This window comes from Pseudoalteromonas sp. NH0006-46 (assembly GCF_057547735.1).
The window spans coordinates 169,039-191,500 of sequence record NZ_BAAJML010000006.1; the positions used below are offsets into that span (position 1 = coordinate 169,039).

16 protein-coding genes are annotated in these 22,462 nt (G+C 40.3%); 14 read left to right on the forward strand and 2 right to left on the reverse strand.

What is annotated here, in order from left to right; genetic code table 11:
- Positions 1-460: 460 nt before the first annotated feature.
- The 3 genes from AC27I2_RS13150 (at position 461) to AC27I2_RS13160 (ending at position 6,563) form a co-directional block, all read left to right on the forward strand.
- A complete protein-coding gene (locus AC27I2_RS13150; protein ID WP_487204520.1) occupies positions 461-3,514 on the forward strand; it encodes a hypothetical protein in 3,054 nt (1,017 codons plus the stop codon).
- 64 nt (positions 3,515-3,578) lie between these two features.
- A complete protein-coding gene (locus AC27I2_RS13155; protein WP_138528467.1) occupies positions 3,579-4,670 on the forward strand; it encodes a hypothetical protein in 1,092 nt (363 codons plus the stop codon).
- 9 nt (positions 4,671-4,679) lie between these two features.
- Positions 4,680-6,563 (forward strand): hypothetical protein, encoded by a 1,884-nt coding sequence (locus AC27I2_RS13160; protein WP_487204521.1) that lies wholly within the window; start codon positions 4,680-4,682, stop codon positions 6,561-6,563.
- An 85-nt stretch (positions 6,564-6,648) separates the two neighbouring features.
- On the opposite strand, the gene moeA is transcribed toward AC27I2_RS13160, so the two are convergent.
- Positions 6,649-7,863, reverse strand: coding sequence for a molybdopterin molybdotransferase MoeA (gene moeA, locus AC27I2_RS13165; protein ID WP_487204522.1), 1,215 nt, complete (start codon positions 7,861-7,863; stop codon positions 6,649-6,651).
- A gap of 42 nt (positions 7,864-7,905) precedes the next feature.
- On the opposite strand from moeA, the gene modA reads away from it, so the two are divergent.
- Genes modA through AC27I2_RS13180 form a run of 3 tightly spaced genes read left to right on the forward strand, consistent with a single transcriptional unit; the run spans position 7,906 to position 10,352 of the window.
- Entirely contained in the window at positions 7,906-8,658 is a 753-nt protein-coding gene (gene modA / locus AC27I2_RS13170) for a molybdate ABC transporter substrate-binding protein (protein WP_138528473.1), read from the forward strand.
- Positions 8,645-9,322: a molybdate ABC transporter permease subunit gene (modB, locus tag AC27I2_RS13175; protein WP_058405461.1), complete on the forward strand. Its 678-nt coding sequence runs from the start codon at positions 8,645-8,647 to the stop codon at positions 9,320-9,322. Before modA ends, modB begins: the two co-directional genes overlap by 14 nt.
- Before the next feature lies 1 nt (position 9,323).
- On the forward strand, positions 9,324-10,352 hold the full coding sequence (locus tag AC27I2_RS13180) for an ATP-binding cassette domain-containing protein (protein WP_058405462.1): 1,029 nt from the start codon (positions 9,324-9,326) through the stop codon (positions 10,350-10,352).
- A 17-nt stretch (positions 10,353-10,369) separates the two neighbouring features.
- On the opposite strand, the gene AC27I2_RS13185 is transcribed toward AC27I2_RS13180, so the two are convergent.
- Positions 10,370-11,128 carry a HesA/MoeB/ThiF family protein gene (locus AC27I2_RS13185; RefSeq protein WP_487204523.1) on the reverse strand — a complete coding sequence of 253 codons (759 nt, stop codon included), beginning with the start codon at positions 11,126-11,128 and terminating at the stop codon, positions 10,370-10,372.
- Between the two features lie 288 nt (positions 11,129-11,416).
- Between AC27I2_RS13185 and AC27I2_RS13190 the strand changes: the two genes are divergently transcribed.
- The 8 genes from AC27I2_RS13190 (at position 11,417) to moaB (ending at position 22,461) form a co-directional block, all read left to right on the forward strand.
- Entirely contained in the window at positions 11,417-12,886 is a 1,470-nt protein-coding gene (locus AC27I2_RS13190) for a NarK family nitrate/nitrite MFS transporter (RefSeq protein WP_487204524.1), read from the forward strand.
- A 9-nt stretch (positions 12,887-12,895) separates the two neighbouring features.
- Positions 12,896-14,635, forward strand: a complete 1,740-nt coding sequence (locus AC27I2_RS13195) for a bifunctional protein-serine/threonine kinase/phosphatase (protein WP_487204525.1) — start codon at positions 12,896-12,898, stop codon at positions 14,633-14,635.
- Positions 14,636-14,644: 9 nt separating this feature from the next.
- On the forward strand, positions 14,645-15,838 hold the full coding sequence (locus AC27I2_RS13200; RefSeq protein ID WP_487204526.1) for an alginate export family protein: 1,194 nt from the start codon (positions 14,645-14,647) through the stop codon (positions 15,836-15,838).
- A gap of 208 nt (positions 15,839-16,046) precedes the next feature.
- Positions 16,047-17,573: an FAD-dependent oxidoreductase gene (locus AC27I2_RS13205; RefSeq protein WP_487204527.1), complete on the forward strand. Its 1,527-nt coding sequence runs from the start codon at positions 16,047-16,049 to the stop codon at positions 17,571-17,573.
- 21 nt (positions 17,574-17,594) lie between these two features.
- Positions 17,595-20,285, forward strand: coding sequence for a nitrate reductase (locus AC27I2_RS13210; RefSeq protein ID WP_487204528.1), 2,691 nt, complete (start codon positions 17,595-17,597; stop codon positions 20,283-20,285).
- 40 nt (positions 20,286-20,325) lie between these two features.
- Positions 20,326-21,297, forward strand: coding sequence for a GTP 3',8-cyclase MoaA (gene moaA / locus AC27I2_RS13215; RefSeq protein WP_487204529.1), 972 nt, complete (start codon positions 20,326-20,328; stop codon positions 21,295-21,297).
- 1 nt (position 21,298) lies between these two features.
- Positions 21,299-21,925, forward strand: coding sequence for a molybdenum cofactor guanylyltransferase (locus tag AC27I2_RS13220; protein WP_487204530.1), 627 nt, complete (start codon positions 21,299-21,301; stop codon positions 21,923-21,925).
- The gene (gene moaB / locus AC27I2_RS13225) at positions 21,922-22,461 is read left to right on the forward strand and encodes a molybdenum cofactor biosynthesis protein B (RefSeq protein WP_058405471.1); all 540 of its coding nucleotides are present in this window, start codon (positions 21,922-21,924) and stop codon (positions 22,459-22,461) included. The genes AC27I2_RS13220 and moaB overlap by 4 nt, the downstream gene beginning before the upstream one ends.
- Position 22,462 lies beyond the last annotated feature (1 nt).

Consider the following 22,462-nt stretch of genomic DNA (forward strand, 5'->3'; position numbering starts at 1 on the left):
ATAAATAATAAACAAGGGATTGGCTTGGTTAGTTCTAAAGGTTTGCTTTTTCATTAAAACTAAATGCTTTAGGGTTGATTTCCTTCCATTCTACATTTATTTTTAATGTTCTGTCGCAAATACTTGAAGAAAAAATTTAACAAACTAAATTTAATGTAATAATCAATCAACAAACACGATATATTATAAACCAACATGTTGGTTTTTTGTGGCTCTAACCTAGGTTATTGAATTTAATTAAGGCCTATAAAAATTAAAACATGGCGTTAAACTAAAATTACATCATTTTATATGTATAAATATGTAGCAACAACTCATAGCTTAATGGTACTTTTAAAGTTCTAGTAACAAAGGTTAGATTATTGTGCTTGTTTACATTTTTTGTAAACGGTGAATAAGCTTACCCAAGTTTAACCAAACTTTTTCAGATACTTATTTCATAGCTATCAAGGAGAAATAAATGGCGAAGCGTATGATCAAATTTACACCAATAGCGGCATCAGTTGCACTTACACTCGGTTTAACTGCGTGTGGTTCTGACAACGATGGCAATAACTATGTTGCACCAACACCACCGGCGGAATCTTTTAGCTCAGAAGACACGGCTTTATTTAACGTAGAAGTTACAGGTAAAGCGGTTAAAGGTGCGATGATGAACGCGGTGGTTAGCGTTTCAACATTAGATGCAACAGGTGAAATGGTAGCAGTACCATTTCGTTTAGCGGCTTCAGCTGAAGCTGAAACATTCTCTGCTGAAGAGTCAACTCAAGAAGCTGCAGATGCAGCTGTTGCTGCAAGCATTTTAGCAGCAAACCCAGAAGCCGTTTTAACAAACGAAAGTGGTCGTTACAGCGTTTACTTAGAAAATGACTTTTCAGGTCCTGTATACATCACAGTTAAAACATCAGCTGAAGGTGACGATAGCTACCTACGTTGTGATGCTTACCTAGGTTGTGGTACTTACGATGAAGCACCAGCAGCAGAAGACGATGTTAACGATGGCGATACAGCGATTGAGTTTGGCGAGTGGTACAAAACAGACCTAGAGCTTTCTGTTGTTAAATTTATTCCAGCGGTAGAAGCTGATGCATCTGGCGCAAGTGGTGCTTTAGGCGACGCAAACGTAGCGCGTTCACTTAGAGCAAATGCGACTTTCTTAACAACGCTTGTTTCACAACTTTTAATTGATGCAGGTGAAGGTGTTGATGCTGCTGGTATTGCTAATTCAAGTGTTGATGTGCTTGTTCAAGTTTTAGGCCCAGATACAGCACTTTTACTAGCTTCTTTGCTAGGTGATGTTTCTAACGGCGGTGCAGTTGATTTAACTGACGTTGACGGTGAAGAAATGCTAGACGATGGTATTTTATCGTTAACTCAAGTTGCTTCATCTATTCAGGGCCTTTCTGACATTAACGGCAACATGACAAAACTTATTGCTGGTATTAAAGCAGGTAAAGTAACAGGTAGTGACGATGCAGAGATAGCTGCACTAGCCACTGCATTACAACAAGCTGCTACAAATACAGCTAATATTTTCTTTGCAATTGCTACAGGTGAAGAAAGCGATATTGAAGCTGCACTAGCAGCTGCATTTGCTGTAAACAACCCAGATGCGACTGACGCTGAAAAAGCGGCGTTTGCTGCGCAATCTACAGGTATTGCTAAAAAGGCAAAAGCTGCTAAAGATAAAGCTGTTAAAAATGGTGCAGCGAGTGATGCCGGTTTAGCAAAGGCCGCTGAAAAATCTAAAAAAGCACTTGAGAAAATTGGTTGTACTGACGATTGTACAGTGGGCGATGGCTTTTACATGCAACTTGCAGCTAAAACAACTGCTGCCGTTACTGTTGCAGAAGCTGAGCTAGTGTCAATTCAGGCATCAGTTACTGCTGCGCAGGCTGATTTAGTTGCAGTACAAGCACTAGGTGGTGACACTGTAGTTGACGCAGACACAGCCGTTGCGTTTGCAAATGCGGTTGAGTTACTTGCAAATGAAGCCGATGTAGCTGATTTAGCCGGTGAATCAGATGCATTATTTGTACAGTCTCAAGGTTTAGTGTCTGTAGCTACTTTACTTGTGGCTAATAACACTGATTACCAACAGATTTTAGATGATGCAGACGCGTTAGTTGTCGGTTCTTCTGCTGAAATTGATAAAGTTTCTACTTTTAATACAGAACTTGAAGCACTTGTAGCTGCAGCAGCACAAGCACTTGTTGATTTTGATGCAGAAGTTGCAGCAGCTGCTGCTCTTGCTACAGAAACAAATGAATTAGCGCTAGCGGCTGAAACTGCTGCAATGACTGCTGAAACAGCGTCAACAACAGCACTATCTGCTGCTGAAGATGCAATGGTAGACAACGCTGAAAATGCAGCTGAAGCGCTAGTACTTGCAGACGCTGCAATTGTTGCGGCTTCTGATTTTTCTGCAAGTGTTGACGCATTAGAAGTTGCTATTGCACAAGCATTAGCTGCTGCAGAAGCTTACTTAGCTTTAGATGCTGACAGCGCAGATGCACAAGATTTAATTGACGCTGCAGAGGCAATGGCTGTTACAGCGGCGGCTAAAGCTGAACTTGCATCAGAGCAGTTTGCTAAAGCGTATGCTCTACAATTAACAGCGCAAGATGCAGTTGCTAAGTTTGAAGTACTTGTATCTGTTAAAGCAACATCAGAGTCACTAAGTACAATGACTGTACTTACAAGTACTGGTGGTGAAGCGGTTCTTGATGCAGCTGATGTATTAGCTGACGTAATTAACGAACTTGCTGATATGGGCAACTCTGGTGAGGGTACGTCTACTCGTCAACCCAACTGGACTTATGCTTACAGCTTAGACGACCTAACGCTTATGCTTAACAATGCAACCACAGGTGAAATGATCAGCGCTGCTGCATCTTACCAAGGTGAGCAGTTAGTTGTTGCTTGGGGCGCTACGCTAGTTGGTGGTGACGCTACGGTTGAGCTAATGACTGCAGACACGCAAACTAATGCACTTGCAGATTGTGTTGACTTTGCAGCTGGTAATATTGACGAGACTCAAATTGATTCTTGTTTAATATTTACATTTGACGGCGAAGTAGATGCTGACACAGTAGATGACGCTGAAATCGTTAATACTGAAACTTGGAACCACGTTACAATTATGGACGGTGATTCTGGGTTTACTGGTATGTTAAATGTAACTGCTGATGACGCGACTGACATGGGTACTGTTACTCTTGAAGGTATGTCGGGCGACCTAGACTTTAAAGTTATGGGTACGGTTGACGCAAGCGGCGATGAAGATCAAAGCATGTTAGATGTAATGGTTAAAGGTGACGCAGCAATGGGTTACACATTATCTCTTATGGGTGCTGAGTCTACAGGTTACACTGGCGACGTTAAAGCGATGTACGAAGGCATGATGATGTCGTTTGGTACTGCTACTAAAGTTACTAATGGGCTTTCAATCACTTACATTGATGGTGTAACAATGGATTACACTGATGTTGATTTAATTGACTCAAGCAAGTAATTTTTAAACTATTAAAGGGAAAAGCAGTGTGCTTTTCCCTTTTTTTATTGAAAGCGATTAAATTATGAAAAAAAAAATTCTTTTGCTAGGATTTTCATCAGCTCTACTTTCTCCACTTGCATCCGCTAATAATCAGTTTCAAGTTTTTACTCATTTTGACGCAGAAATTTATACCGAAGCGCAACCAGTTCAGGCATTTGTTGATGACTTTGATGCGCCGCTAACATCGGGTGACAGTGCATTTACGTACAATATATTTGAAGTAGGTGTAGGATACGGTAATTTTAAAGTTGGACTGCAAAGTCGCTTTGACTACGTATTAAACTTTGACCCTGATACGGCAAAATATACGCACACCGAAAAAAATGATCTTGCTTTTGAAGATAGATATTACACTTACTTTTTAGACGCCAAACAGGCAACGTCTAACGGTGTTTTTGTGTCTTACGATTTTAAATTTTTAGACAAAAATGCATTAACCATTACCCCAAAATTGTCTGTGTTTGCGAGTACGCATTTTCAAGATGGGATAGTTGATGGACGTATTTACAGTGATGAAGTAGAAGGCGATATATCTGTTGATTATAACTATTCAAAAGATATTTTATTTAAAAAGTTTACTCCCTCTGAAAACCCTGAAGGGCTAGGTTACAGCCTAGATATATTTGCTGATTGGCAAGTAAATGATGAATTACATGTAGGCTTTAGCGTTAAAGACTTACTTTATAAAACAGATTACGAAGACAGTGGTTTTGTAAACGGCCAAACCACTGAGATTCCATTTAGCCAAAACGACAATGGCGACATAATAACTCAGCCAACGGTATCTTTAAAAACGTCGTCATTTGGTAATACGCAATCTCACGATTTTGATATGAAAATGCGCATGCAAGCGTTTGCTGATTACAGAATTAATGATCGATTTTCTACTCAATTAACTCTTAAACGCTACGATCAAGATACATTTAGCCAGTTAAAAGGGCGAGTTCACTTTTGGGACCATTGGAAAGTACAGGCTGGCTACGAAACTAAAAGTAAAGCTTACTTAGTGGGTATTGAAAGCAAGTATTTTGGTCTTAATTTGCAAACCGATAGTTTAGATTTGGATAAAGCGTATTATGCAAATATAAATTGGTACATGAACATTAAGTTTTAAGGAATGAAGATGTTAAAACAAATTATACCTTTAGGGGTTGCAGTAGCATTAGCGGGTTGTGGTGGATCATCTTCGAGTACTGATAACAATGAAAACGTGGCTTTAACTCAAATTACAACTAATTCAACAGCACGTTTTTTTGTAGCTAATTGGCAGTCGCCACAGGGTACGCTTAATATTTTAAATAGTGAAGGTGTTATTCAAGAATCAATTGACGTTGATAATATTAATACCTTTAGTGTTACTGTCACACCACTCGCTTATAGCCGTTTTGAATTTATACCTGATAACACGTCGCTCCCATGTCCGCGATTTACCGGTTGTGGCAGAACCGTGCGTGACGACCCTAATGATTTAAACGGCAACCGCTTAGTTGATTTTCAAGAACCGACGGCTGTTACATTAAATTATAAGGCCGATGCGTTTATTGCCCCTGGTGTGAACGCGGTGTATTTTTCTCCATTAAGTACAGCTATCACTGATGCCGGCTTAAGTGCAGCAAAGGCTAGTTTATCGGCCACGCCGTTTTATCATTTAACGCACAGTAACCTTACAGCAAGTGTTGAAGCTGAAATGATCACAAATGCATTTACGTATGCCGCTATTATTGCAGGCGTAGCTGATAGTACATTTAATGTAGATGCGGCATTTAATGCTTTTTCTAGTAATGATACTGAACAGCAAGCATGGAAAGATTACAGCCAATTAGCTGCTCAATACATTCCCGATAATCTGTTTAATGAACAGGGAAATGGCTTATTACCTAACGTTGCAGGCCAAGTAAACCAAACAATTGCGAGTGTAACTACTTATCAACAGTGGGTGCCACGTGTAAGCGAAGCACAAAGCTTAGAGTCAAGAGAGTTGCTTGTTGATGTTAGAAACATTATTGGTGTGGCAAGGCTTCAAGAAAAAAGCTATTCAGAAGAAATCGATGCTAAGTTTGCTGAACTTGAGGGCGCGTTTGATGAAGATACCCAAGCAACACTGACTGCACTTATTAATGCGCTCAACGAGGTAATAACAAATTATTCTCCGCTGGCTGATGACTCAGTGCCTGCTGGGCAATATTCGCTTAGAAATTTAGACATTGATTACAGCAAATCGCCTTATACTTGGGCTATAACGGGTACCTACGATGACCTTCCTATCAGCATAGACTTATCTATCCCTACTTTTAGAGTAAGTGGTGTGTTAGGCAATAAAATTGAGGGGGTAATGAGTGCTACGGTAACCAATGGTGCAACGATACTGAGTGTTGATGTTAGCGAGTTACTGATTCAGTTTGATGGTATTGAGGTGGTAAACGAAACAAACCCAGACGCTGATACAGGTATTGCCCAGCTTACTACAGATGTTGTTATTAATAAGGCTAATGGTAAGTTGGCAGGGGATTTGTCGTTAAATTTAAATCGTTTTGTAGACTCATTTGCAGAGGTGTCTAACACGTTATCGTCTTTTAATTTTCAAGGTGATTATGAAAGTGATATTCAAAATACCGCGTTTCATATTACTGCAATTGAATCGTCCCCCTTTATTGGTGAAGAAAATGATGATTTAGCATTTACCTTTGAATTAGATTTTCCGCTAAGTGCTGCCAACGATTTTAAATTTGCTTATGTGGGTGCTGTAGATAATTTAACAGAGCTAACATCAACAGATATATATGTGAGTGCCCAAGGGCAAGCGTTAGATCTTCGTATTCGCGATGTTAATGGCAATATTAGCTTAGTTGCTAAAGGTGAGTACGGTCGCTGGTTAGATGTAAAACAAGCGGGTCGTAATTACAGTGGCGGCTTATACTTTGGTGATACAAAAATTGCTGAGGTTACCGCTGTTCGTGGTATTCCGGGTGTTTTATTTCCAAATGGTGATTTTGAATCGTTGTTTTAAACCCCCTTTAGTTTTATAAACTAATATTAAAAAGCCCAACAAGGTGAACACCTAGTTGGGCTTTTTGTATTATTGCTCGCTGGTATTACAGCAGTTCTATTTCAACGGTTTCGCCTTGTGCAATGTTGCCACTTTGTGCAGGGACTACAATTAAGCAATTTGCTTTACTGAGTGACGACAGTACACCTGAGCCTTGTTTTTCAACAGGTTTAACAACAAGGCTATTGTTTTCATCGTTACTTGCAATACCACGTTGAAAATCTGTACGGCCCGGGCGCTTTTTAATTTGCTGAGTTGAGACTGCTTTTAAACGTAGTGTGGTTTTATGTTCATTGCCTGATAGTTTAGTCAATGCTGGTTTTACAAGTCGCTCAAGCGTCACAGCGGCAGAAACTGGGTTGCCAGGTAAACCAAAAAAGTAGCTGTTAGGCAATTTACCAAAGGCAAAGGGTTTGCCTGGTTTCATGGCTATTTTCCAAAAGTGAATATCGCCAATGTCGTTTAATACTTCTTTTGTGAAGTCGGCTTCACCAACCGATACACCGCCTGAGCTAATAACGGCGTCGGCTTGCTCGTTCGCTTTTAAAAAGGTGTTTTTAATCAAGGTTTTGTCATCAGCAATAATACCAAAATCAATAACTTCTATATTGGGATTATTAAGTTCGCTAATAATAACAGCCCGGTTACTTTCAAAAATAGCGCCTGTAGGTAAGGTATTACCCGGCTCTATTAGTTCGTCACCAGTTGAGAACACGGCTACTTTGAGTGTTTCGTAAACGTTTACTTTATTTATGCCAATAGAGGCTAATAACCCTACATCTACACCTTTAAGCTTTCTGCCTGCTTTTAATACCACACTGTTTACTGCAATATCTTCACCAGCAAAACGGACATTGTTATTGAGCTCAATAGTGCCTGAAAAAGTAATTTCATCGTTATTAACAGTGGCGTTTTCTTGCATAACAACGGCGTTAGCACCAGGTGGCAATGCTGCACCGGTCATAATTCTTACGCATTGGCCAGGATTAAGCGTTTTGTCGAAGGTTTGCCCAGCAAATACACTGCCTACTTGTTTGTAGGTGGTAAGGCCGTCGCTGATACACAGTGCATAACCATCCATTGCCGAGTTATCATGAGCGGGCACATTAATTGTTGATTTAACATCAGTAGCTAAAATGCGGCCAACGCTACTCATTAAAGGTATTGTTTCGGTGAGTTTATTGAAGCTAATTGCGTCCAACATATTACTGATTGCGGTTTGTATGGGTAATAAACCGGGTGCATTGCAAACATCGTTCATATATATTGCTTACTTAAATCATTTTTTAAAACAATACTTATAATGTCAAAGCTTTACAATACATGGCTGGGTTATTTTTTGTTGGGTGTTTGCGTGTTTTCAAGTACGTTAAACGCAAAAGAAACAATACATGTTGCGGTGGCAAGTAATTTTAAAACTGTGCTACAAACCTTGCTACAAGACTCCCCAATACCGGGTATACAAGTAAAAATATCAGCAGCATCGAGTGGGGTTTTATATTCTCAAATTGTGCATGGTGCGCCGTTTGATGTGTTTTTATCGGCTGACAATGTGCGCCCTCAAGCATTAATCAAAGAGGGATTTGCTAGTGAAAGTACATTAGTTACTTATGCGCTCGGTGAACTTGCTGTATGGCAGCCCAATGCTAATAAACTAAACGAAAAAGTAGCTATAGCTAACCCGCGTTTTTCACCTTATGGGCAAGCGTCTGAGTTTTACGCTAATGCCAATTTTAAAAAGCCAATAAGTTATGTATATGGGAATAACATTACGCAAGCCTTTCAGTTTGTTCAAAGTGGTAATGCATCTGTAGGGATAGTGGCTGTTTCTACATTAAAAATGGCGTTTAATACCAGTCAAGATCCTCAATATTTGTCGTATAAGTTAATACCGCCTAGCGAGTATCCGGAAATTATTCAACAGGGGGTGATTATTAAAACGAGTAAAAAAATAGTGAGCGCTCAAAAGCTTATGGATTTTTTAATGACCAGCAACACACAGAAAAAGCTTGTTGAATTAGGGTATAGAACAAAGGATAGCAATGCTTCAAAGTGATTTAACTGCACTGTGGTTAACAATTAAACTAGCCTTTATAACCGCTATATTATTACTCGCTTTTTGTATTCCTGTTGCATACAAACTAGCGGGATACAAAGGTAAATTTAAACCGTTTTTAGAAGCGCTTATTGCAATGCCGTTAGTATTGCCACCGACCTTGCTTGGTTTTTACTTACTTGTTTTATTTTCACCTACGCATGCAGTTGGGCAATTTTGGTTTTGGCTAACAGGCACGCAGCTGGCGTTTAGTTTTCAGGGGGTGGTTATTGGTTCGCTTTTTTATTCTCTTCCTTTTGTAATGCAGCCCTTAGTTGCAGGGTTTAAGCAAATTAATCAAACCTATAATGAAGCTGCAATAGCACTGGGGTTAAGCCACTTTAAACGCTTTGTTTATTTAATTTTGCCGTTATTAAAACCCAGTATAGGTAGTGCGTTTGCATTGGGTTTTGCGCATACATTGGGTGAGTTTGGCTTAGTACTTATGATTGGTGGCAACATACAAGGAGAAACTCAAGTGGTTTCTATTGCTTTGTACGACCATGTGGAATCGTTGAACTATGCAGCTGCGCATCAGCTTTCGCTTATTTTACTCGCTATTTCGTTTGCCTGTTTAGTGCTCTTATTTAAATTTAATAAAAGCATAGTGGGGGTTAAACAATAACATGATTAAATTAACCCTATTTAAAGCACTTAATCATTTTGATTTAGATATAAAGCTTCACCTTGAATCGTTTTCTATAGCTGGGGTTTTTGGCCCATCAGGTTCAGGAAAGTCGACATTGCTGCGCTGTATTAGTGGGCTTGAGGGCGAGCAGAGTGTTTATATAAATCACCAGCAAGTGGATCACTTACCGACTGAGCAACGCGGGGTAACACTACAGGTTCAGTCTTGCCCATTATTTCCGCATTTAGATGTGGCAGGTAATTTAGCGTTCACACAAACGCATTGTACTAATAGGCATACTGATTTAACCGAGCAAAAAGTAATAGAGGCGCTTGAATTACAACCATTATTAAAGCGCGATGTACATAGTTTGTCGGGCGGAGAGCGCCAACGTGTTGTGTTTGCCCGCACATTATTAGCAGGGCAAAAATTTATTATTTTAGATGAACCATTTAGCGCTCTTGACTGGCCACTGCGCTTTAAAACACTTTCAACAATTAGTGAGCTTGCTGCAGAATATAATATTAAATTTATACTTGTGAGCCACTCTTTAAAGGAGTTGTTGTTTTGTTGCGATACCCTTGTGCAACTTAATAATGGTAAGGTAATTAATCACGGCCCAAGTGCGCTGGTGGCTAAAGCTATTTACGCTAATAATAAACAAACACCACTGAGCCTAATTAACTTTCAAATAATTAAATTTGATGAAAAATACGGCGTGTATCAGCTTAAACTGCACGAAAGCGAACAGCAGCTATTTGCATTACCCAGCGCTGTGGAGCAAGGAAGTAAACTGATATTAGAGTGTGAGAAAATATCTGTCAGTGCCGATAGGCCAGTAAATGTAAATAACAGTAATGTGTTAGTGGGGGTGCTTGTTAATGCAGAACTTATTAACGGCTCATGGCAGCTTGCGTTAAATATTGATGGGCAAACCTTGTATTGTTTGCACTCTAAAAGGCTACGGGAGCAAAGTAGCTACAAATTAGGCGATACACTTTACGCCGCTATTCATAACTTGGAGTAAAATAATCAAAACCCGAGTTATTGACTACATGTGGGGCACTGGCTATTTTTAGGGATTTTAAAGCGGTTAAACTCCATGCTGAGCCCATCCACCAGCAATAAATGTTCACTCAAGCCGCTTGGTAAACCCGCAAGTATTTTTAGTGCCTCAGTTGCCTGAATACTGCCAATTAGCCCAACAATAGGGGAGAGCACGCCAGATTCAGAGCAGCTTTGTGTTTGTTCATTAAAAAACTGCGATAAGCACGCGTAGCAATGGCTATTTTCCTGCATGGTAAAACAGGCAACTTGGCCTTCCATTCTAATTGCAGAGCCTGAAACGAGCGGTGTTTTTGTTTTATAACAGGCGCTATTGAGTAAATTACGTGTAGGCAAGTTATCAGAGCAATCGATTACTATATCAATATTATTTAATAGCTCGTCAAGCGTTGACTGCTCATCTAAAAATACATCAATTGTATGTATATCTATTTCATCATTTAGACTCGCTAACTGTGCTTTAGCCGCGTGTGTTTTTAAGCATCCTATGTCTGTTTGTTTATAAAGTACCTGCCTTTGCAAGTTAGTCGCATCAACCACATCGTTATCTACAAGCGTTAAGGTTCCTACCCCTGATGCTGCTAAGTACTGTGCAACGGGGCAGCCCAAACCGCCTAAACCTACTATAAGCGCATGAGACTGCCATATTTTTTCTTGCCCCTCTATATCTAATTTAGGAAGCATTATATGACGCGAGTAGCGCAGTTGTTGTTGGTAAGTCAGGGCTGGTTTAGTCATTAGCGGCTTCTCATTATTTTTATACACAATAGCAATTTTTAGAATATGTGGGCAAGAACGGGGTTAAAAGTAATTGCACTGTTAGTGCTCACATTGATTACCTTAACAGTGCAAATGAAAATTATAACGAATTAGGGAAAACGTAAGTCAATGATTTTTAATAAAATAAATTATTGGCTCGCTAATTGCTCAGTATGGTTAACGTGAAATTAACAAATGCAGCAGTGTAATTAATAATAAAGTAGTAACTGCTATAAATAACTACAAACGTAACTAAGGAAAAATAACATGCAACCGAGTACTGGGTTTAATCTCATATCGTTTAGCGGAAAAATGAAAATACTGCATTTAAGCTGGATGGTGTTTTTTATCTCATTTTTTGTCTGGTTTAACCATGCGCCATTATTAGGCGCTATAGCGGGTTCGCTAGGTATTACTATGGCACAAGTAAAAACGCTGCTTATTTTAAATGTGGCTTTAACAATACCTGCGCGTGTTGTGGTGGGTATGCTTACCGATAAATTTGGGCCGCGTATTGTTTATGCGGCTTTACTCATTACGTGTAGTATTCCGTGTTTTATGTTTGCATTGGCCACTACGTTTGAGCAAGCCGCTATCGCGCGTTTTGCACTTGGCTTTATTGGTGCGGGTTTTGTTGTGGGCATTCGTATGGTGAGCGAGTGGTTCCCGGCAAATGAGTTGGGTACAGCCGAAGGTATTTACGGTGGCTGGGGTAACTTTGGTTCTGCAGCTGCTGCTATGCTATTGCCTGTATTAGCGCTTATGTTTGGCGGTGACGATGGCTGGCGTTATGCGATAGGCCTAACCGGTGTATTAAGCGTCATTTTTGGTGTTATATGGTACGTAAACGTAACTGACGCGCCAAAAGGTGGCACTTACTTTAAGCCTAAAAAAGTAGGAGCAATGGAAGTAACGAGTAAAGGCGACTTTGTACTACTTCTTATAATGAAGCTACCTATGTACGGTGCTTTAGCACTACTTACTTGGAAATTATCGCCTACTGGCGCAAACTTACTTTCAGAAAATTTTGTTATTGGTACATATGTATTTTTGGTGCTGCTTTATCTTTACGAAGTTTATAAAACGTACGACATAAACGGCCATATTTTTAAGCAACCTGTTCCTGAATCACACCGTTACGAATTTAAACAAGTGGCAGTTTTAAATATTCTTTATTTTACAACATTTGGCTCAGAGCTTGCCGTTGTATCTATGTTGCCATTATTTTTTAGTGAGGTGTTTGGCCTTGATATGGTGTACGCAGGCTTACTTGCATCAGCCTATGCATTTATGAACTTAGCCTCTCGCCCGGGTGGTGGTTGGATCTCAGATAGAATGGGTCGTCGTAAAACACTGATTGTACTTACCACCGGCTTAGCTGTAGGTTATTTTGTTATGGGCTTAGTTGACGCTAGCTGGCCGCTTTGGCTTGCAGTTGCCGCTGCCATGGCGTGTTCGTTTTTTGTGCAAGCAGGGGAAGGCGCTGTATTTGCGGCTGTGCCACTTATTAAACGCCGTTTAACTGGGCAAATTGCAGGTATGACGGGAGCCTACGGTAATGTAGGGGCTGTTGTATATTTAACGGCGCTCTCATTAGTTGATTATCAAACATTCTTTATGATTATTGCTGCAAGTGCATTGTTAGGTTTAGGTGCATTATTTTTCATGAAAGAACCCGATGGCCATATCACAGAAGTAAACGAAGATGGCACCGTTGAACTTATTTCTGTGACTTAAGGCATATTTATGTTTGATGAAACCCAAAAAGCCAGCGCACTTACAAACGAACTTAACGTTGAGTTTGGTGGGCACAGTAGCAAAGGTATAAAAACCGAAAACCAAGATGCGTTTGCTGCTCTTAATACTCAAACGCAAGAAAAAGAGTCAAAAGGGGTTATTGCCTGCTTGGCCGATGGGTGTTCATCAGCAAAAAATGCTAAACAGGCGTCACAGTTATCGGTAACGCACTTTATAAATGAGTATTTAAATACACCGCCAAGTTGGGCCGTTAAAAAGTCGGTATCTAAGGTATTGGCTAGTTTAAATCAGTGGCTGTATTCGCAATCGGTTAATTACAATCACCTTGGCCAGCGCCAAGCCGATTGGATGACCACGTTTACAGCGCTTATTTTAAAATCGGCTACGGGTTATATTTTTCATTTAGGTGATACCCGAATCACGCGTTTACGTGAAAAAAGTATGGAGGCGATAACACGCGACCATAAAGTAAACGATACCCTAACGCGAGCTTTAGGTGCACAACTTCATCAAGAAATTGATGTATACGAAGTTGAACTTAAAGCGGATGATATTTATATACTTACCTGCGATGGTGTACACGATGTGTTGCCATACAGTGATATACAAAAGCTAATTGATGAGCATACTAATTTAGAGCACGCAGCAAAAGCAGTGACAGAGCTTGCCATAGCAAGAGGCAGTGACGACAACGTAAGCTGCCTACTTGTAAAAGTGAATAGTATTGCAAAACAAAATTTAGACGAGTTATATCACTCTTTAACTAGGCGAAAAATTCCGCCACCGTTAAAGGTTGGCCAAAAAATTGATGACTTTACTGTTATCCGCGAATTACACGCTAGTAGCCGCTCGCACATTTATTTAGTGCAACAAACGCCCGATACGCCGCCTGTTGTATTAAAAGCGCCTTCGGTAAATTTTGAAGATGATGTGCACTACCTTCAAGGCTTCATAAGAGAAGGCTGGGTGGGGCAACGTATTAATCACCCCAATGTAATGAAAGTTTTAAATACGCAATCGCAAAGCCGATTTTTATATCATATTTGCGAATACATGGACGGGCAAACACTAAGTGATTGGAAGCATGATGTGCCGCACCCAGAAATTACCCAAGTGCGCAGTATTATTGAACAAATAGTACAAGCACTTAGAGCGTTTCAGCGTTTGGATATGGTACATCGCGATTTAAAACTCGATAACGTGATGGTAAACGCTCACGGCAAAGTAACATTAATCGATTATGGCACGGTAAGCGTTGCGGCTATGGATGAGTCGGTAAAGCAAATTGCTGATGATTGCCCGCAAGGTACGGTAGATTACACTGCACCAGAGACGCTTATCACTATGCACGCCGATTTTAAGAGTGATTTATTTTCGCTGGGCGTTGTTGCGTACGAATTATTATGTTCAAAATTGCCGTATCAGCCACTTGCGCATAATCACGTACCAAAAGATTACAGTCACTGGCAATACACAAGTATTCGTAAACACAGAGCAGATATCCCGTTTTGGTTAGATCAGGCTTTAATGAAAGCATTGGCTCCCAAACCCGAATTCAGATACCACGCATTTTCTGAATTTATAAGTGATATCAATAAACCTAATCCACATTTAAAAAGTACCGCCCCGAAAGACTCAATAATGAAACGCGATCCGGTTTTAGTCTGGAAAAGTATTTCGTTGTGTTTGTTTATAGCCTTGGTGTGTGTACTCATAATTAAAAATTAAGAGATAAACATGTTCAATCATAAAAAAAACTTACCTATTATTTTTATACTGGGTAGCTTAACTGCGCCTTCAATTAGTGTTGCAGCGCAAACCGATCTTAACTTCAGACTGCGTTTTGAAAGCGCAGAGCAAGATAACGCGTTAAAAGATGCAAGTAGCTTAACGCTACGAACACGCCTTACCCATAAAACAGATGAAGTGAATGGTTTTTCTGCACTTATTGAAGTTGAAGACAGCCGAAGCCTGTTAGGTGCAGACGATTACAACAATACATTGGGTAAAAATACTAATTACTCAGTAATAGCCGACCCAGAAATCACAGAAGTGGATCAAGGTTTTATAAAATACGCGAAAGATGCTTTATCAATTAAAGTGGGTAGGCAAGTAATAGCGCTTGATGGACAACGATTTGTGGGCCACGTTGGCTTTAGGCAAGACAGACAGACCTTTGATGCAGCAACAGTAAATTACACGTTTAATGATATTAACTTGCACTATAGCTACATAAGTAAGCGCAACCGTATATTTGCTGATAGCAAAGATATTGATTCATCAGATCACCTGATCAATGCAAGTTATAAAACAAGCGTAGGTAAGGTAGTTTTATACAGTTACCTATTAAGTAACGACGCAGTAGATGATGACAGCCTAGATACCTACGGTATTTCTTTTAATGGTAATAAAACGCTCAGCGACATTAAATTTTACTACAAAGCAGAGTACGCCACGCAATCTGCATCAACGAGCACGAGTGATTTTGACGCTGATTATTATGCCTTTGAAGGCGGTATTGATTTAGACGGTTTAGGCATTGAAACCGTAACATTAAAAGCCGGTGTTGAATCACTGGGTTCTGATAATGGCGATTATGGTTTTGCTACGCCACTTGCCACAATGCATAAATTTAATGGTTGGGCTGATACGTTTTTAGCAACCCCAGCACAAGGACTTGATGACACTTATGTTAGCTTAAATGGTAAAGCCTTTGACGGTAAATGGTTAGTGGCTTATCACAACTTTGATGCCGCTGATAGCGCCAATGGCGTTGATGATTTAGGCTCAGAGCTCAATGTGCAATACGTTAAGCCTATTAATAAAACCTATGCCGTAGGCGCTAAATATGCCGATTATTCAGCAGGCGATAGCGCGGCAGGTAAAGTCGATACCCAAAAGCTATGGGTGTGGGTAAGCGCTAAATTTTAGCCCTCATAATTTAAAGCGTTACAAGTTGGTGCAATAGCGCCAGCTTGTGGTGCTTTCACTTCTTTTTTACTGCACCAATTTGGTTAAGTTACTGAAATATATTATTTATATATCTGGCTTGCATATTGCTATAACAACTACATAACAAATTATACGTTTAAAGTATTAATTTATGCATTTAGTACTTTAAATCAAACAGGTGATTTTAATGCCAAGCAAGCAGCGTGTTGTCGTCGTAGGAAACGGAATGGTCGGGCATCATTTTGTACAGCAGCTAGTATCGGAACAAGGTGATAGCAAAAATGTTGATATTACAGTACTCAGTGGTGAAGATCGCCTCGCTTATGACCGCGTTCAGCTCTCGTCATTTTTTAAAGGCAAAACCGAAGACGATTTAGCACTTACCTGTAGTAAAACCTATCAAGATTGGCAAGTTAGTTTTCATACACATTCTAAAGTGGTTGATATAAACCGTGATGCAAAAACGGTGACTACCTCAAAAGGCGAATCATTTGCGTACGACAAGCTAATACTGGCAACGGGCTCATTTGCATTTGTGCCACCCATTCCAGGTAAAGATCGTGAGCATTGCCTAGTTTACAGAACCATTAACGATTTACACGCTATAAAAAAATCAGCACAAGGTAGTAAAGTCGGCGTGGTTATTGGTGGCGGTTTATTAGGGCTAGAAGCTGCCAACGCCTTTAAGCAGCTTGGCTTACAAACCCATGTCATAGAATTTGCGCCACAACTTATGGGTGTGCAAATAGACGGTGCTGGTGGGCGATTACTTAAAAATAAAATTACCGAGCTCGGCGTGACAGTGCATACCTCAGTGGCGACAGAGCAAATTATTGAGGGTGAAAATAGCCGTTATAAAATGTGCTTTAAAGGTGGTCAAACCTTAGAAACCGACATGATTGTATTTTCAGCCGGCATTCGCCCATACGATAATTTAGCTCGCGAGTTTAATTTAGAAATAGGTGAGCGCGGCGGCATTGTAATAAACAACCATTGCCAAACGAGTGATAAAAACATATACGCAATAGGCGAATGCGCCCTTTGGAATAACTTTATTTTTGGCCTTGTAGCACCGGGCTACGCTATGGCAAAAGTAGCGGCAGAGCATGTTTTAAAACAGCTTTCTTCAAGTGCAGCTTCAAACATACCTTTAAACAACAATTCAATCAATACTGATGAGTTTAGCGGCGCCGATATGAGCACCAAGCTTAAATTAATGGGTGTTGAAGTGGGTTCAATTGGTGATGCCCATGCACGCAGTGAAGGGGCAATTAGTTATTACTTTGAAGATCAGCCAAACGGTATTTACAAAAAAGTAGTCACTAATGAGCAAGGCAACAAACTTATAGGTGCTGTACTTGTTGGCGATACCAGCGAATACGATAACTTATTGCAGTATCACTTAAATAGTATAGAGCTTAGTGTGCCCGCAGAGTCGTTAATAATGCCGCTTGCGGGAGATACTGGTGAGCTAAGCGCTGATGATTTACAAAGTGATGCCATTATTTGTGCGTGCCACAAGGTTACAAAACACACCATTGAACTCGCTGTTATGCAAGGCTGTAGCGATTTAAATGATGTGCAGCAAGCAACTAAAGCAAGTACTGGCTGTGGAGGCTGTGAAAAATTAGTGCAAAGCGTTATTAGTAGCGCACTTAATAATAAAATAGCCACCCTTATCCCTGTAGATGAACCTGTATCACAGAGCGCTTAACGCTAACAATATGAGAGCAGTATGGAAACTTTAAACACTTGTTCAAACACGCCTTTGCTTAAACAAACTACCTGCGCTTATTGTGGTGTAGGGTGCGGGGTTGATATTTCATTATTAAATAATACCCCAACAAAACTTGAAGGCACGCGTGAGCACCCCGCTAATTTTGGCCGCTTGTGTGTTAAAGGCACGCATTTGCTTGATACCACCGGCAGTGATAATCGCTTAACGTCGCCTCTTATTGATAACGAGCCTGCCAGTTGGGATGCTGCAACAAAATACGTTGCGAATAGATTTAACGCTATTATTAAAGAGCATGGGCCGGAATCGGTTGCGTTTTATGTATCGGGGCAGTTACTCACCGAGGATTACTACGTTGCCAATAAATTAATGAAAGGCTACATAGGCTCAGGCAATATAGATACAAACTCAAGGCTGTGTATGTCATCGGCGGTTGCCGGTTATAAACGTGCGTTTGGTGAGGACGTAGTACCATGCACCTACGAAGATTTAGAGCAAACTGAGCTACTTATTTTAATTGGCTCGAATGCAGCTTGGACTCACCCGGTGCTTTATCAGCGTATGGAGCGCGCAAAAAAGCTTAATCCCAACATGAAAGTAGTGGTTATCGACCCGCGAAAAACCGATACAGCCGAACTTGCCGATACCTTTTTAAATATAAAACCAGGCAGCGACGGGGCACTTTATAACGGCCTACTTAATTATTTAAGTGAACATAACTATTTAGATACGCAATTTATTAACGAGCATACAAATGGCTTCGAAACAGCGCTTGCCCAGGCGAAAAAGTGGAGTGTAAAAGCGGTAAGTGACTTTTGTGATATCGACGAGCAGCTAGTCAGTGACTTTTACGCCTTATTTGCAAAAAGTCCAACCGCCATTAGTTTTTATTCAATGGGTATTAACCAATCAAGCTCAGGGGTTGATAAGTGTAATGCGATTATAAATGCGCATTTAGCGTCGGGCAAATTGTTAAAACCTGGCTGTGGCCCGTTTTCAATAACTGGGCAACCTAATGCAATGGGGGGGCGTGAAGTAGGTGGCTTAGCAAATCAATTAGCAGCACATTTAGACATTGAAAACGAAGCGCATCAACAGTTAGTGCAGCGTTTTTGGCAATCACCAACAATAGCTAAAAAAGCAGGGTGTAATGCTATTGATATGTTTGATGAAATCGCCAAAGGAAAAATAAAAGCTATTTGGGTAATGGCAACCAACCCTATGGTGAGCCTACCTAATAACGCAGCAATACAAAATGCACTTGAGCAATGTGAGCTGGTGGTTGTGTCTGACTGTATTGCCAAAAGTGATACGCTAAAATTTGCTAATGTGGCGTTTCCATCAACCGGATGGGGAGAAAAAAACGGCACAGTGACTAACTCAGAACGCAGAATATCAAGGCAACGCCCACTAGTTGAGCCTTTCTCAGGAGCTAAAAACGATTGGCAAATAATGTGCTTAGTTGCCAAAAAAATGGGCTTTGAAGGATTTGATTTTACAGACCCAAGTGGCATTTTTGAAGAATGGGCGCAACTTACTGATTTTGAAAATAATGGTGATAGGCTATTAAATTTATCAGCCTTAGTAGGGCTTTCGCAGCAGCAATACGATAACTTAAAACCCGTTATGTGGCCGGTACTAAAAAATGAGCCATATAAAAACGGGCAGGTTTTTGTTAATAAACAATTTAGCACAGCAGATAAAAAAGCCCGCTTTATACCTATAACGCCCAAACTTCCTGTGCAGCAAACATCCAGCGATTACCCTTTTGTAATAAACTCAGGGCGAATACGCGACCAATGGCATACAATGAGCCGCACCGGAAAAAGTACAGCGCTTTCTACTCATATAACCCGCCCATACATTGAAATAAACCCCATTGATGCCAGCAGACTAAATATAAAAGCAAACGATTTAATAACTGCCAATGCTAAAACTGGGCAGGTTACAGCTCATGCCAAAATAACGGATGCCGTGCGTAAAGGTGAGTGTTTTATGCCTATCCACTGGAACAAGCAATTTGCCTCATCCGCTACGGTAAGTGGGCTTTATCAATCGGTTGTAGACCCTATTTCGGGCCAAGCTGAATGCAAACATGGTGCCGTTGATTTAGTTAAAGCGCAGTTTGCTCAGTACATGCAAATTTTTAGCAAAACAGAGCTTAAAATAACCAGTGATTTTTGGCTTAAAGTTAACGCAAGTAATAGTGTTAACTACCAGTTAGCACTTAATGAAACACAAAATGACTTACTTTATTATTGCCAAACCCTTACAGGGTTACAAGGGCAGTGGTCGGCAATGGGCAGTGCAAAAGCAATGCATATTCAATGTATTCAAAACGAGCAGTTAGTGTTTGTTGCGGTAATTTCACCTGCTCAAAAAGACATATCACTTGAGTGGATAAATCATTTATTTGCAGAGCCTTTAATAACCTTTAGTCAATTACAGTCATTGCTGTACGCCACGCCCGATGAAGAGTTTACTCAAGGCGCACAAGTATGTAGTTGCTTTAAAGTACGTGAGCAGCCCATTATAAATGCCATTAAAAGTGGTGCAAATACAGTGGATCAGTTGGGGTCTAAATTAAAATGCGGCACTAACTGTGGTTCGTGTAAAACGCAGTTAAGCCAATTAATAAAGCAACATGGTACAAAAAACGCTAACAGTATTGATGTTGCGGTTGTCATTTAAAGTGCTATTTAGAAAAATAATATAAACACCAAGGAAGCATATGCTTAATGATCAATTTGGTCGGCAGTTTAATTATTTGCGCCTCTCAATTACCGATGTGTGTAACTTTAGTTGCACCTATTGTTTACCAAACGGGTATCAGTGCGATACCCCGCGTAACTTTTTAAATAAAAGCGAAATAAACACCTTAGTCAATGCGTTTGCGCAACTTGGCACAAAAAAAGTGCGTATTACAGGCGGCGAGCCGTGTTTACGCAGTGATGTAACCGATATTATAAAGCAATGTAAAAACACGCCAGGCATAGAAAAAGTAGCCATAACAACGAATGGTTTTAACTTATTTAATAAAATTGATGAGTTTTACAATGCTGGCTTAGATGCGCTAAACATTAGTATTGATAGCTTAAACCCAAGCATGTTTAAATTAATTACAGGACACGACAAGCTAACCCATATTTTAAAAGGGATAGACCGGGCAATTGAGCTGGGCATAAAAGATATAAAAATAAATGCAGTGCTGGCTAAGCAGTTTAATAAAAACCAATTGAAGGATTTTTTAGACTGGGTGAAGCATAAAAAAGTAACGGTACGCTTTATCGAATTAATGGAAACAGGCAATGGTGCCGCCTTTTTTGAGCAAAATCATTTAAGCGGGCAAAGTGTTAAAACGCAGCTTTTAGCTCAAGGTTGGTTACAGGTAGTGAGAGGTAAATTAAACGGCCCCGCAGAGGAGTTTTGTCACCCCGATTTTGAGGGCCGCATTGGCTTAATTATGCCCTACAGTAAAGATTTTTGTAAAAGCTGTAACCGATTAAGAGTATCGTCATTAGGTAAACTACATTTGTGCTTGTTTGCCGAGCAGGGGATAGACTTACGCCCGCATTTAAATGCGCAAGATACACCAGCCACTGTAAACGCAATTCAAGCAGCAATGGGCAATAAAGCTATTAGCCATGAGCTTGATAAGCGCTTAACGGGCGCAACAACCCATTTAGCTATGTTGGGCGGCTAAAATGAGCAATAAAGCAGTGTTTACAGGGGTTGTGCTCGCTGGTGGGCAATCATCCAGAATGGGTAGCGATAAAGCTAATCTCATTTTAAAAAATAAAACATTACTGCAAAATGCATGTGAGTTATTAAAAGCTGCAGGAGCAAGTAATGTACTTATAAGTCGTAATGTAAAAAGTGCAAATGGGCAATATATACCTGACATATACCCAGATTCTGGACCGCTTGGGGGGATTTATTCAACCTTAATGGCAACAGAGCAAGATATACTTGTAACCGCTGTTGATATGCCATTGCTTACTTGCACGTTATTATCGCAAATTGCATCTGCAGGGAGCGATAATTCCCACTTTCAAACAAATCAGCCACAAATACATGCGTGGCACTTTGAAAATGAACCGTTACCCCTGTATATTCGTAACACCCAAAGCGTTAAACGTCATTTAAAACAATTACTCATAAACGCAAATAGTCATAAATCAATTAAACAGTTTACCCGTAGTATTGGTGTGCAAACGCTAAAATGTAATAAAGCGCACGCACTTGTTAATACCAATACACCGGCGCAATTTAAAGCTGTTAACGAGCAATTTGACCCACACAAATCTAATTTACTGAGAAGAACCCTATGAGCCACACAACTGAGTCACAAATAGCATTAAACATTGCCGTAATGACAGTAAGCGATACACGCGATGAAATTACGGATACCTCAGGCCATTATTTAATTAAAGCGCTAACTGAGGCAGGCCATCACTTAGCGGATAAAGACATCGTTAAAGATGATGTCTATCAAATGCGAGCAGTTGCATCGCAGTGGATTGCCGATGACACCATTCACGCTATTTTAGTAACCGGTGGTACGGGTTTTACCGAGCGCGACTCAACACCAGAGGCATTTTCACCGTTGTTTGATAAAAGCGTAGATGGATTTGGAGAACTATTTAGACATATTTCGTACGGCGAAATAGGTAACTCAACTATTCAATCGCGTGCGTTGGCAGGCCTTGCCAATAACACCGTTATTTTTTGTATGCCTGGCTCTACGGGCGCATGTAAAACAGCCTGGACAGGTATTATAAAAGATCAGTTAGACTCAATGCACAAGCCATGTAACTTTGCCCCGCATATTACTATTGGTAAAAAATGCGAATCGCGAGAGCAATAAT